This window comes from Christiangramia sp., from assembly GCF_029937855.1.
Classification (GTDB): Bacteria; Bacteroidota; Bacteroidia; order Flavobacteriales; family Flavobacteriaceae; genus Christiangramia.
This window is the reverse complement of record NZ_JAPYPC010000004.1, coordinates 19,060-31,663: the sequence shown is the minus strand read 5'-3', so window position 1 is coordinate 31,663 and position 12,604 is coordinate 19,060. Positions and strand designations below refer to the sequence as shown.

At 37.0% G+C, this 12,604-nt stretch carries 12 protein-coding genes and 1 other RNA gene; 3 read left to right on the top strand and 10 right to left on the bottom strand.

The features are described from left to right. Nucleotides 1-7 precede the first annotated feature (7 nt). The 5 genes from Q1K34_RS03345 to recR all read right to left on the bottom strand — a co-directional run bounded on the left by Q1K34_RS03345 (nucleotide 8) and on the right by recR (nucleotide 4,680). Nucleotides 8-622 carry a fumarylacetoacetate hydrolase family protein gene (locus Q1K34_RS03345; RefSeq protein ID WP_300434493.1) on the bottom strand — a complete coding sequence of 205 codons (615 nt, stop codon included), beginning with the start codon at nucleotides 620-622 and terminating at the stop codon, nucleotides 8-10. Nucleotides 623-639: 17 nt separating this feature from the next. Next, on the bottom strand, nucleotides 640-1,596 hold the full coding sequence (locus Q1K34_RS03340; RefSeq protein WP_300434490.1) for a carboxypeptidase-like regulatory domain-containing protein: 957 nt from the start codon (nucleotides 1,594-1,596) through the stop codon (nucleotides 640-642). Between the two features lies 1 nt (nucleotide 1,597). After that, nucleotides 1,598-2,374, bottom strand: a complete 777-nt coding sequence (locus Q1K34_RS03335; protein WP_300434487.1) for a 3'-5' exonuclease — start codon at nucleotides 2,372-2,374, stop codon at nucleotides 1,598-1,600. A gap of 139 nt (nucleotides 2,375-2,513) precedes the next feature. Further along, the gene (locus tag Q1K34_RS03330) at nucleotides 2,514-3,845 is read right to left on the bottom strand and encodes a dihydrolipoamide acetyltransferase family protein (RefSeq protein ID WP_300434484.1); all 1,332 of its coding nucleotides are present in this window, start codon (nucleotides 3,843-3,845) and stop codon (nucleotides 2,514-2,516) included. Nucleotides 3,846-4,062: 217 nt separating this feature from the next. After that, the gene (recR, locus tag Q1K34_RS03325) at nucleotides 4,063-4,680 is read right to left on the bottom strand and encodes a recombination mediator RecR (protein ID WP_300434481.1); all 618 of its coding nucleotides are present in this window, start codon (nucleotides 4,678-4,680) and stop codon (nucleotides 4,063-4,065) included. Nucleotides 4,681-4,757: 77 nt separating this feature from the next. Here recR and Q1K34_RS03320 point away from each other — a divergent pair, with 77 nt between their 5' ends. Beyond that, complete coding sequence (locus Q1K34_RS03320; protein ID WP_300434478.1) at nucleotides 4,758-6,203, top strand: sodium:solute symporter; 1,446 nt, start codon at nucleotides 4,758-4,760, stop codon at nucleotides 6,201-6,203. On the opposite strand, the gene Q1K34_RS03315 is transcribed toward Q1K34_RS03320, so the two are convergent. Continuing rightward, nucleotides 6,174-6,536, bottom strand: coding sequence for a CoA-binding protein (locus Q1K34_RS03315; protein WP_300434475.1), 363 nt, complete (start codon nucleotides 6,534-6,536; stop codon nucleotides 6,174-6,176). The genes Q1K34_RS03320 and Q1K34_RS03315 overlap by 30 nt on opposite strands. Before the next feature lie 366 nt (nucleotides 6,537-6,902). Between Q1K34_RS03315 and Q1K34_RS03310 the strand changes: the two genes are divergently transcribed. Continuing rightward, complete coding sequence (locus tag Q1K34_RS03310) at nucleotides 6,903-7,586, top strand: class I SAM-dependent methyltransferase (RefSeq protein WP_300434473.1); 684 nt, start codon at nucleotides 6,903-6,905, stop codon at nucleotides 7,584-7,586. A gap of 2 nt (nucleotides 7,587-7,588) precedes the next feature. Here Q1K34_RS03310 and Q1K34_RS03305 read toward each other — a convergent pair whose 3' ends face one another. Beyond that, nucleotides 7,589-9,214: an ABC-F family ATP-binding cassette domain-containing protein gene (locus tag Q1K34_RS03305; RefSeq protein WP_300434470.1), complete on the bottom strand. Its 1,626-nt coding sequence runs from the start codon at nucleotides 9,212-9,214 to the stop codon at nucleotides 7,589-7,591. Between the two features lie 170 nt (nucleotides 9,215-9,384). On the opposite strand from Q1K34_RS03305, the gene Q1K34_RS03300 reads away from it, so the two are divergent. After that, complete coding sequence (locus tag Q1K34_RS03300; RefSeq protein ID WP_300434467.1) at nucleotides 9,385-10,797, top strand: hypothetical protein; 1,413 nt, start codon at nucleotides 9,385-9,387, stop codon at nucleotides 10,795-10,797. 53 nt (nucleotides 10,798-10,850) lie between these two features. On the opposite strand, the gene fsa is transcribed toward Q1K34_RS03300, so the two are convergent. From fsa to ffs, 3 genes are all read right to left on the bottom strand, one after another. Further along, a complete protein-coding gene (fsa, locus tag Q1K34_RS03295) occupies nucleotides 10,851-11,504 on the bottom strand; it encodes a fructose-6-phosphate aldolase (protein WP_300434464.1) in 654 nt (217 codons plus the stop codon). A gap of 53 nt (nucleotides 11,505-11,557) precedes the next feature. After that, entirely contained in the window at nucleotides 11,558-12,379 is an 822-nt protein-coding gene (locus Q1K34_RS03290) for an SDR family oxidoreductase (protein ID WP_300434462.1), read from the bottom strand. Between the two features lie 43 nt (nucleotides 12,380-12,422). Further along, nucleotides 12,423-12,521, bottom strand: an RNA gene (gene ffs, locus Q1K34_RS03285) — signal recognition particle sRNA small type. Nucleotides 12,522-12,604 lie beyond the last annotated feature (83 nt).

The window sequence follows — 12,604 nt, the reverse complement described above, 5'->3', positions numbered from 1 at the left end:
TAGTTGGTCATTTTACTTTGATCGAAAACATTTTGGTATCTTCCAGAAAACCCGTTAACCTGTCCTCAGGAGTTACAGGTCCCACTCCTGCAGGAGTTCCTGTAAATATGATATCACCAATTTTCAGGGTGAAATACGTCGAAATATAAGCAATTAATTCATCAATTTTCCAAAGCATATGGGAGGTATTTCCCTGCTGCACAACCACGTCATTCTTTAATAAACTAAAGTTAAGCTTATCCACATTGCCCAACTGATTCTTATCCAGCCATTTATTACCAATAACAGCGGCACCATCAAAAGCTTTTGCCTTTTCCCAGGGCAGTCCTTTATCTTTTAATTTTTGCTGAAGATCCCTGGCTGTAAAGTCTATTCCCAGGCCAATTTCATCATAGTATTTGTGTGCAAATTTCTGCTGAATATGCTTTCCTATCTTTTTAATCTTAACCAGCACTTCTACTTCATAATGTACATCATTTGAAAAATCAGGAATAAAGAATGGTTGCTTTTTTAATAAAATGGAAGTATCCGGCTTCTGAAAGATCACAGGATCATCTGGTTTCTCATTTTTTAATTCTTCAATATGTTCGGTGTAATTACGGCCAACACAAATAATTTTCATACTGATTTTTTTTAAGATTAATCTGTGATCCTAATTTTAAAAACGGGCGCAATATAATTTTCTTCAGATTCTTCACGGTTTATTTCCCAATTGGAAATATTCACCCAACCTCCAGGCTGATAATAATAAACTTTTAAGTCTGAATCCTGTTTGGTAAAAACTCCTTTATATACAGGAGCATATTTTTTATACTCAAATTCTTTGGCAACCAGCGAATCATTAATATAATAATCCTTCACCTCTTTAAATTCGTTCTCCTTTAAAAAAAGGTGTTCAAGGCCTACGAAAAAACCATTCTCGGGCACCTCTATTTTTTTATCCAAAAGCTCGACTTTCATCCTGGATTGCCCGGAAGATTTCTCTAAGACTAAATTACTAAGCAGATCCTCTCCCGGTTTTCCATCTTCCTGAACCTTATAAATATGAAGCCTGAATTTAGGAGAAAGATGATTTTGCTCCTCAACCGGATAAAAATAGATCTGAATGTTCTCAATGAAGCATTCCCTAGAGAATTTATCCGGTTTTGGATAGAACCTCGCGATGGTTGAAGGATATAAAGCAGCGTTCATATTCCCAATACCCACAGCTTCTAATGAATTTTCAGGTCGGAAAATATGACGTTTATCTTTAAGCACCTGGGAAATTGAAACTTCTGCCAGGAATTCTTTTTTTGGAATTAATAAGATTGTACTTTTTTCAAGCACTTCCTGAATAGATACCTTTTTAGAATTGAAACCCACATGAGATATCACAATATTTTCAGTGCTGAGGGAATCCGGTATGATAAAACCAAATTGTCCATTTTCGTTGGAAGAAGTTCCCATTCCATAATTCTCGAACATGATATTCACATAAGGGATTGGCTCTGAAGTTGAGTCATTTTTAATAATTCCGCGAACGGTCAGCACCTGCGCAATCGTTGAGAAACCTTGCAGAAGAGCTAAAAGGAGTAAATAGACCTGAAGCCTTTTCAATCTAAGAAAGTTTATTATTAAGCTTGCGAAGTTTTATAGCAGTTAACACCTTTTTTGTATAAAGTGGGAAATCGGCATTCTGGATCCACCCAAAATAACCAGGTTCGTCTTCCAGCACCTGCTCTACACATTTTCCTTTGTATTTTCCAAAAGAAAATACTTCTTTCCCTTTTTTATCAAAACTGATAAATCCGGCAAAATCGGCAAACTTTCTCCTGGAGCTAAACTCTGAAAGCCATTTCATGTCATTTTCCAGGTCGTCATATTTATCCAATTGGGATTTTAGAACTTCATAGGTAGCCTCTGTATCTGCTTCCGCACCATGAGCTCCTTCAAGTTCTTTTCCGCAGTAAAACTGGTAAGCGGCAGACAAAGTTCGCTGCTCCTTTTTATGAAATATAGTTTGTACATCTACCGCGACCACATTCTTCATTTCAAAATCGATATCTGCACGCAGCAATTCTTCTACTAACAGCGGAATATCAAAACGATTGGAATTATAACCCCCAAGATCACAACCTTTGATCAAATCATGGATCTTTGGAGCCAGTTCTTTGAATGATGGTTCATTCGCAACTTTTTCGTTCGTTATACCATGAATCGCGATCACTTCTGCAGGAATTTCCCGTTCCGGATTTACCAGCCAGGTATGACTTTCCTTATTTCCATTCGGAAACACTTTTAGAATAGCAATTTCTACAATTCTGTCTTTAGATATATTAGTACCTGTAGTTTCAAGATCGAAAAAACAAATAGGTTTGGTAAGCTTAAGATCCATAGTTGAAAAATTTCGGTAAAGTTAGTATAATTTGATAGTCCGCTTAAATATATCATTGGGAATTAGATGAACTGATATTCACTGAAAAAAGAAAAAGCCACGCATCACGTGGCTTTAATTATTGATATAATTCAGAAAATTAGATTTCCCGGTCTTTATCAAAACTCTCAAGATATTGCGCTACTCGCTGCACAAACTGGCCTCCTAATGCGCCATTCACCACTCTATGATCATAACTATGTGAAAGGATCATTTTATAACGAATTCCAATAAAATCACCATCCGGAGTTTCAATTACCGCTGGCATCTTTCTAATCGCACCCAGCGCAAGGATACCAACCTGTGGCTGATTAATGATTGGGGTCCCCATAATACTTCCAAAGGTTCCCACGTTGGTAACCGTATAGGTACCGCCCTGGATATCGTCTGGCTTCAGCTTATTTTGTCTTGCCCTATTTGCCAGATCATTAACTGCCTTTGCCATTCCCACCAGGTTCAACCTGTCAGCATTTTTAATTACCGGAACAATCAGGTTGCCATCTGGAAGTGCTGCAGCCATTCCAAGATTTATATTCTTCTTCTTGATTACCTTCGTTGCATCTTCGTTTACCGAAATATTGATCATTGGAAAATCCCTGATCGCCTTGGCAACTGCCTCCATAAAAATGGGGGTGAACGTAAGTTTCTCTCCTTCTTTCTTTTGAAAATCAGCTTTATGCTTATTTCTCCAGTTCCAGATGTTGGTAACATCTACCTCAATAAAACTCTGAACATGCGCAGATTTCTGAACACTATCCACCATATGATGAGCGATCATTTTACCCATTCTGCTCATTTCTATGATCTCATCTTCTCCGGAAACTACGGGTTCAGGTTGCGAAGAAACTCCACTTTCAAGCTTTTTGGTATCGATCGACTTAGCTTTGGAAGCTTGAGACTCCTGGGGCTGCGAACCTCTATTTTTCACGTAACCCAGAATATCATTTTTGGTAACACGCCCTTCCTTGCCAGTTCCTTCTATTTTTTCAAGTTCCCCAAGAGAAATTCCTTCCTCTTTGGCTATATTCCTTACTAACGGAGAATAAAAACGGGAAGAATCTGAATAATTTTCTCCTGGAGTATCCTCTCCAGAAGCGGTAGCCTTTGCAGCCTCTACTGTTTCTTCTACTTCTTTTGCGACAGCGGATGTTTCTTCTTCCACTTCATCCTCATCCTCTCCATCCATTTCTCCCTCAGTCTCTATAATTGCAATCGTCTGCCCAACTTTTACAACTTCGTCTTCTTCAAAAAGTTTTTCTACCAGCTTACCATCAACTTCGCTAGGCACTTCGCTATCTACTTTATCGGTAGCGATTTCAAGTACCGGCTCGTCCATTTCTATCGTATCCCCAACTTCTTTAAGCCAGCTAGTTATGGTTGCTTCCGCAACACTTTCACCCATTTTAGGTAACTTCAATTCAAATTTTGCCATATCTTTAAATCAGATGTGATTTTTGTTATTTGAGTTGCGAATTTAATCAAAATACCACTCATTGAATATTAAAAAATCAATAAAATTGATTTTTACTGATTTTTTTACAGCGAAATAATTCGCCAAACGCCCTGCTAAAATTACAATTTCAACTACGGAACTAAAAAAGTTTCCGGAATTTTTAAAATTTTCTTGCTTCTAAAGCCAAATTAATTTTTTAACTCTTCATAGAGTTTTCAAAAGGGATCCTATTGGTAATACTCCTACCTAGGGTTACCTCATCGGCATATTCAAGTTCATCTCCTACTGAAATCCCACGGGCGATCGTAGATGTTTTAACATGGGTGCCTCCCAGTTGTTTAAAAATATAGAAGTTAGTGGTATCTCCCTCTAAAGTACTACTCAAAGCAAAAATGATCTCTTCAATTTTTCCGGCTTTCACTTTTTCTATGAGCGGTTTTATAGTTAACTGAGAAGGACCTATTCCATCCATCGGACTAATTTTTCCGCCTAGGACATGATAATGACCTCTGTATTGTCCCGTATTTTCAATAGCCATTACATCCCGAATATCTTCTACCACACAAACAATTTCTGAAACTCTGGAAGGATTTGCACAAATTTCACAAAGTTCAGTATCACTAATATTAAAGCAATTTTTGCATAATTTTATTTGTTGTCTTAGATTTTGCAATGCATCTGTGAGCTGCTTTGTTTGCTCTTCCGGTTGTTTCAGTAAATGCAATACTAATCTTAAGGCCGTTCGCTTACCTATTCCCGGCAATTGCGACATTTCATCTACTGCCTGCTCCAGTAATTTTGAAGAAAAATCCATACGCGAATTTATGATTTTTTCAGCGGATGAAATTACTTAAAGCTTAATTTGTAAATTGCCCCGCAGAATTACGATTTATGCAAGCATACCAGGTACTTATCCTAATCGCCGCCTATTTTGCGGTATTAATAATAATCTCCTATTTCACCGGTCGCAGCGGTAGTAACGCTGAATTTTTTAAAGCAAATAAGCAGGCTCCCTGGTACCTCGTGGCCTTTGGAATGATTGGAGCTTCGTTAAGTGGTATCACTTTTATCTCCATCCCAGGAACCGTCGAAGCAGATTCCTTTAGCTATTTTCAGGTGGTTCTCGGCTATACAGTTGGTTACGCAGTGATTGGCCAGGTATTGCTTCCGCTATATTATAAGATGAACCTTACCTCCATATATACTTATCTGGAAAGTAGGTTTGGAAATGCTTCCTATAAAACAGGAGCTTCTTTTTTCCTTTTATCACGGGTGGTAGGAGCGAGTTTTAGGTTATTCCTGGTTGCCAATGTATTGCAACTTATCGTTTTTGATGCAATGGGAGTTCCTTATTATGTAACCGTAACGATCACGATCTTATTAATTTGGCTATACACCTTTAAGAGCGGAATTAAAACTATTATCTGGACCGATACCTTACAAACATTTTTTATGCTTTTAGCATTGGGTATCACCCTTTATTTTATTTCTGAAGATCTTGGTTTTTCCCTAAGCAATCTCTTCGGTTACCTTTCTGAAAGTGAACATTCTAAAATTTTCTTTTTTGAAGATTGGAAAAGCAAAGATCACTTTGTGAAACAGTTCCTTTCAGGAGCTTTTATCGCTATAGTAATGACGGGACTGGATCAGGACATGATGCAGAAAAACCTTACCTGTAGAAGCCTGAAGGACGCACAAAAAAATATATTTTGGTTTACTATCGTCCTGGTATTTGTAAACTTCCTATTTCTAACCTTAGGGGTTTTGCTAACAGATTATGCCGATATTAATGGAATTACCGAAACTAAAGATGACCTCTTTCCAGCCATTGCTACCAGCGGGGAATTAGGCATGGCCGTGGCTATTTTCTTTATCCTGGGACTTATCGCAGCAGCATATTCCAGTGCCGATAGCGCTCTCACTTCCTTAACGACCTCTTTCAGTATAGATATTCTGGATATCGAGAAAAAATATGATGAAAAGAAACAGGTAAGAATTAGAAAACAGATTCACGTTAGTATTTCTGTTTTACTAATCCTGGTGATGTTGGCGTTTAAATATGCTATTGCAGATAAAAGCGTGATCAATAAGCTATTTCAATTCGCCGGATATACCTATGGCCCATTATTGGGTCTTTATGCCTTCGGACTTTTTACCACATGGAAGGTAAAAGATAAGCTGGTTCCGGTTATTGCCATAGCATCACCCGTCCTTTCTTATATAATAAGTATCAACAGCTTGGTTTGGTTTGGTTTTGAATTCGGCTTCTTTATCCTGATTCTTAATGGGCTACTTACTTTCCTCGGATTAATATTGCTGAGAAGAAAGCATCACTAATGTACAGGCATTTTCGAAGTTTATCCCATTTTCCCTTAGCAAGTCGTATAATTCAGGATTCTCAGTTCCAGGATTAAAAATAACCCGCTCGGGATTTAAGGAAAGAATATAATCATAGTATTCTTCCTGTCGCCTAGCATTTAGGTAAAGTGTTATAGTATTAATGTCTTCAAAAGGATATTTTTCGGTTTTAATATCTATCCCGGCTACACTCCCTTTTCTCAAACCAATTGCCACAGTGGGCTGTCCATGCCCAACAAGTTTATTGATCGCCAGATTAGAATATCTGGCTGTATTTAATGAGGCTCCTAAAACAAGTGTCTTTTTCTCCATATTTCAAAGTTAAACAAAATTTACTGTAACAATTAGCAGGATAAGCAGTCTTTCTCATGAGGTCCGGGCCTTGCAAAATCATCCTATTAATTTTGATGGTTAGTGTTAGTAACGATGATTTTGTTATACCTGCATTTCTTTCGGGAAATGCAGGTTCTTTTCAGTTTTCATTTAAAAATTGAAAATTTGAGTCGTCCTATAAGTACAAGATCATCAAAACTCCGGTGTATTGCGTACACCTATTATGCAATACAAAGTAACTTGTTAAACATAAACCAGCAAAAAAAATGATTTAATTATCCTAAATTTATAGGAACAGATCTAATTTCAATAAAGAGAGCATTTGTAAAATTACAATTATTAATCATGGAAAAAAATGAGAACATAGCCTTAGAATTTAATGAATTTTCTAAAAATTACACCAATGACATGATTGGCTGTGCACCTCATTATTTGCAGTTAGTGGAAAGCTTTGTAAAGTATTTTCCGGAAAATTTTAATTCCAGATCTGTTCTTGATCTTGGTTGTGGTAACGGCAATATCTCATCACAACTTGTTCCATATTTTCCAAATGCGACTTATACACTTGTGGATGCATCTACAGAAATGATCAATTTATGTCGTCAAAAGTTCAAGAACCATAATTTCATTTATCACAATAACTATTTTAAAGATTTTAGGTTTAATAAAGATAGTTATGACCTGATAGTTGCTGGATTTAGTCTACATCACTTAGATGATGAAGAGAAACAATCCATTTTTAAGGATATTTATTCTTCCTTGAAACAAGGAGGAATATTTTCGTACAGTGATTTGATGATAAGCAAAACTAATCCAGACCATCCCAAGATTTTAGAAGAATGGAATAGATTTGTTAATGTCAGTTTTCCGGATGGTGAAAAATGGAAATGGATCATGGATCACTACGAAGCCTTTGACAAACCAACAGATTATGATATTCAAATAGAATGGATGAAAAATGCTGGATTTGACAATATCAAAATTCTATATAACCAGGGATATTGGATACATCTCCAGGCAGTGAAATAAAATTATGCTTCTACGGCATACATTTTCTCTCTTTGTTCTTTAATATTTTTATCACTCATATATTCATCGAAACTCAAATAACGATCTATGACTCCTTTGGGAGTAAGTTCGATCACACGATTTGCCACAGTTTGGGCAAACTCGTGATCATGAGTGGTAAATAGTACGGTTCCCTTGAAATTTTTTAAGGAATTATTAAAAGCGGTAATCGATTCCAGATCCAGGTGATTTGTTGGCTCATCCAGCATAAGGACGTTTGCCCTTATCATCATCATCCTGCTTAACATACAACGCACTTTCTCTCCTCCGGAAAGCACTCTACAGGTTTTTAATGCCTCTTCCCCACTAAACAACATTTTACCCAGGAAGCCGCGAATATATACCTCTTCTCGTTCCTCTTCGGTAGTGGCCCATTGACGCAACCAATCTACCAAAGTCAGATCATTATCGAAAAAATCTGAATTATCTGCCGGTAAGTACGACTGGGAAGTGGTAACTCCCCACTGATATTTACCATTTACAGGTTCTTGTTTTCCGTTTATTATTTCGTAGAAAGCGCTGGTAGCTCTGGAGTCTTTTGAAAATACGACTACTTTATCTCCTTTGGCGAGATTGATATCTATATTTTTGAAAATAGTTTCACCTTCAATACTGGCTTCTAATTTCTCAACATTCAGAATCTGATCTCCCGCTTCACGTTCTCTTTCAAAAATTATCGCCGGATATCTTCTGCTTGAAGGTTTAATTTCATTGATATTCAGCTTATCAATCATTTTCTTTCTTGAGGTAGCCTGTTTACTCTTAGCCACGTTCGCACTAAATCGCTGAATAAATTCCTGAAGTTCCTTTTTCTTTTCCTCAGCTTTTTTATTCTGCTGCGCTCTTTGCCTTGCGGCTAATTGAGAAGATTCATACCAGAACGTATAATTACCACTGAAATGGTTGATCTTTCCAAAGTCGATATCAGAAATATGTGTACAAACCGCATCCAGGAAATGACGGTCGTGAGATACCACGATCACCGTATTATCATAATTGGCCAAAAAGTTCTCTAACCAATTAATAGTTTCATAATCCAGGTCGTTGGTAGGCTCATCCATGATCAAAACATCCGGGCTACCAAATAAAGCCTGCGCCAGCAGCACCCGTACCTTTTGCTGACCATCCAAATCTTTCATTTGGGAATAATGCAATTCTGTTTTTATACCAAGGTTAGAGAGCATAGAAGCGGCATTACTTTCTGCATTCCATCCATCCATTTCTTCAAACTGAACCTGTAACTCCCCAATCCTGTCTGCATTTTCATCAGAATAATCGGCATACAAGGCGTCCATTTCAGTCTTTACTTTAAACAAAGGTTTATTCCCTCTCATCACCGTTTCAAGCACAGGGTATTCATCGTATAGATTATGGTCCTGTTCTAAAACCGACATACGTTTACCAGGTTCTAAATGAACATGACCCGAAGTTGGTTCAGATTTTCCCGCAAGGATTTTTAAGAATGTAGATTTTCCGGCACCGTTGGCACCAATAATTCCATAGCAATTTCCCTGAGTAAAGGTTGTATTCACCTCATCGAACAAAACACGTTTTCCAAACTGTACAGAAAGGTTTGATACTGAAAGCATAAACTAAATGAATTAATTTTTTGCAAAAGTAAATATAATCAGCGTTACTAGGAAAGATTAACGTTTTAAATATTTGTTTTAACGCACACTTAACATGCCCCGCCTAAGGCAGAATCTATATTTGTTTAAAATAGGGTGAACCGAAATACCCTTAGGTTCCAATACTACGAATGAAATATTTATATTGTCTATTCTTCTGCTGTGCAATTTTATTCGCGGGATGTAAAGAAAATTCCGACGAAGAAAATTCCATTTATATAGGCGGCCAGATTAATAATCCGGAAACCGATTTCATAGTTATTTCAAGAGAAAATAAAATTATAGATACGCTATTTCTGGATGAAAAGAACCAGTTCGGAAAGGATTTTCAGAATCTTGAGAGTGGGATTTATACATTCAAACATCCTCCGGAAAGTCAGATTATTTACACTGAGCCAGGTGACAGTATTTTAATCTACCTTAACACTATGTCCTTTGATGAGTCGCTAAATTTTAGCGGAGAAGGAGCTGATAAAAGCAGTTTTCTCTTGGATATGTTCCTTAAAAATCAAAGTAATAATGATCTAATTCTTACCTATTATAAAATTGAACCGGCTGAATTTGCAAAAATAACCGACTCCATAAAGAATAAAAGAATTCAACATCTTGAGGAACTTAATAAAAAACAAAAATTTTCAAGCGAATTCCTGGATATTGCCAGAACCAGCATCAACTATGAATTTTATGATCTACGAGAACGCTATACATTTTTAATCAAAAAATATTATAAAGAAAAAGCCAAGCAAATCCCGGATGATTTTCACGATTACCGCTCTGAAATTAATTTTAACCACGAAGAACTACAGGATTATTACGTTTACACAAATTTAATCGATGATTATTTACGTTCTCGCGCCCTGGATTACTGTGCTCAAAAACATAAAGATCATAAAAATTGTTATAATCTTAATAGCTTTGTAAACCTTGAAAGCCGTATCGTTCTAATAGACTCCCTCTCCAACTTAGCTCCTTTAAAGAATGAATTCCTGGACAGGTTTGCTTCTCAAATGATTATCATGGCTGAAAATGAATCTCGGATTGATTCGATTTTAGGTTTACTTGAGAAGATTGATTATCCAAAGATGGAACGTATAGAAGAACTGGCCGATTTACAGCGGGATTATTTTGTAGGAACTTCCATAAAATCTCTTCCAATACGAAATACCGACGGAGAAATCACCACCTGGGGCAAAGTCATTAATAAACCTACCATAAATTATGCGTGGTCCATAGATGCTCCTGCACGACATCGTATTCAACACAAGTATATTCAGGATTTAAGAAAGAAGTATCCTGAAATTGAATTTATAGGGATCAATATGGATCTTGGTGAAACAGAAGAGTGGCTTAGGACTTTAGAGACTTATGGTTACAATAAAGAAAAACATTTTCAAATTACTCAGAGAAAAGCGAGCAATGAGGTTTATAAAAAATACCTTTATAAAGTTTTATTGGTTTCTGCCGATGGAGAAATTATCAAAGGGGATTTGAATATTGGCAGTCCGGATTTTGAAGAGCAATTGCTCACCTACCTTAACAGATAAAAAAAGGGCCTTATTAAAAAGCCCTTCTTCAGCATTATATAAAAATGTTTTTTCTAGTTTCCTTTCTTATAATCTGCAAGGAATTTCTCTAATCCTATATCAGTTAATGGGTGTTTAAGCAAACCTTCGATAGAAGATAAAGGCCCGGTCATAACATCAGCTCCTATTTTTGCACATTCCAGCACATGCATAGTGTGCCTTACAGAGGCAGCAAGGATTTCAGTTTCAAACCCATAATTATCATAGATCAAACGAATATCAGCAATCAGGTTCAAACCATCTGTAGAAATATCGTCCAATCTTCCAATAAAAGGAGATACATAGGTAGCGCCAGCTTTTGCCGCCAATAGAGCCTGTCCTGCAGAAAATACTAACGTACAATTGGTCCTGATCCCCTTATCGCTAAAATATTTAAGAGCTTTCACACCTTCTTTGATCATAGGTATTTTAACCACGATCTGCTCATGCAGTTCGGAAAGCTCCTCACCTTCCCTTACCATTCCCTCAAAATCTGTGGCGATTACTTCAGCACTCACATCTCCTTCTACCAGGTCACAAATTTTCTTATAGTGCTTAAATATATTGTCTTTTCCGGTGATTCCTTCCTTAGCCATTAGAGAAGGATTGGTAGTCACTCCGTCTAAGACACCAAGATCCTGTGCTTCTTTGATCTGATCCAGATTAGCGGTATCAATAAAAAATTTCATAGTTGTGTGTTATTTTGAATATTAATGATATATATTTTCAGATGAAGTCAAAATTACAATTTATAATGCTTCATCAACATTTTCTCGTAGAGTTTATCTGGTAAGAAAGCTTTCAGTTTGACTGATATTTTCTGCAATCGCTCTCCAACTTTATAATGAACATTCGGTTCACTTGTATGAATAATCTTTAATATTTCTTTCGCCATTAATTCGGGATCCTTACCGGCATCAACATGTTCATTCATCAATTTTAGCGTACTGCCATATACTTTTTCATAAGGAGATCCTTTAATGACCGGGGCGTGATATCTACCTGAAGCAATATTTGTCGCAAAATCTCCCGGTGCCACATTGGTCATTTTTATTCCGAATTGTTTCAATTCCATTCGGTAGGCCTCAGCGGTAATCTCCAGGGCGCTTTTGGTTGCCGAATAAATTCCGCGATACGGCAATCCCATATATCCGGCAATGGAGGTTATATTAATAATGAGTCCGCTTTGCTGACTTCTCATTATTGGCAGAACATTTTTGATCATATTCAATGCGCCAAAATAGTTGGTTTCGAATGCCCTCTTGATTTCAGCTTCAGGAATTTCTTCAATAGGACCTGTAATTCCCACTCCTGCATTATTGATAAGAACATCAATTCTACCTTCCTTCTGTACAACGCTCTCCACAGCTGTGACAATCGTCTCCTTTTTAGTAACATCTAACGGGATAAATTTGAATGGATTATTAGAAGAATCTTTCGGACTTCTACTGGTGCCATAAACTTTAAAGTTTCTTTCGCTTAAATAGGTTGCAATGGATTTTCCTATTCCGGAAGAAGCGCCTGTAATAAGCACCACTTTATCTGAAGATTTCCCGTGTTTCATATCGCACAAATATGCAATAAATTTAGGACTTAGTAGAAACAAAAAATGGCAAGCGACCCACATCACACCGCTACGACCGCCTACCCTTGCTGCGTTCCCGCCCTGGGGGATTCAGCAGGAGCTGGTTGTGTGGGACTTGCCGATGCAAATATACAATCTTTGTAACTTTTAGCAAGCTTTTTTTAATGTGAATTAGTTAATTTAGCCCTGTATTCAAGCCTATTT

Excerpts from the sequence above, each read along its gene's own strand:
- Q1K34_RS03345 (WP_300434493.1), bottom strand. The coding sequence starts at position 622 with ATGAAAATTATTTGTGTTGGCCGTAATTACACCGAACATATTGAAGAA.
- Q1K34_RS03335 (WP_300434487.1), bottom strand. The coding sequence starts at position 2,374 with ATGGATCTTAAGCTTACCAAACCTATTTGTTTTTTCGATCTTGAAACT.
- Q1K34_RS03330 (WP_300434484.1), bottom strand. The coding sequence starts at position 3,845 with ATGGCAAAATTTGAATTGAAGTTACCTAAAATGGGTGAAAGTGTTGCG.
- recR (WP_300434481.1), bottom strand. The coding sequence starts at position 4,680 with ATGGATTTTTCTTCAAAATTACTGGAGCAGGCAGTAGATGAAATGTCG.
- Q1K34_RS03320 (WP_300434478.1), top strand. The coding sequence starts at position 4,758 with ATGCAAGCATACCAGGTACTTATCCTAATCGCCGCCTATTTTGCGGTA.
- Q1K34_RS03315 (WP_300434475.1), bottom strand. The coding sequence starts at position 6,536 with ATGGAGAAAAAGACACTTGTTTTAGGAGCCTCATTAAATACAGCCAGA.
- Q1K34_RS03310 (WP_300434473.1), top strand. The coding sequence starts at position 6,903 with ATGGAAAAAAATGAGAACATAGCCTTAGAATTTAATGAATTTTCTAAA.
- Q1K34_RS03305 (WP_300434470.1), bottom strand. The coding sequence starts at position 9,214 with ATGCTTTCAGTATCAAACCTTTCTGTACAGTTTGGAAAACGTGTTTTG.
- Q1K34_RS03300 (WP_300434467.1), top strand. The coding sequence starts at position 9,385 with ATGAAATATTTATATTGTCTATTCTTCTGCTGTGCAATTTTATTCGCG.
- fsa (WP_300434464.1), bottom strand. The coding sequence starts at position 11,504 with ATGAAATTTTTTATTGATACCGCTAATCTGGATCAGATCAAAGAAGCA.
- Q1K34_RS03290 (WP_300434462.1), bottom strand. The coding sequence starts at position 12,379 with ATGAAACACGGGAAATCTTCAGATAAAGTGGTGCTTATTACAGGCGCT.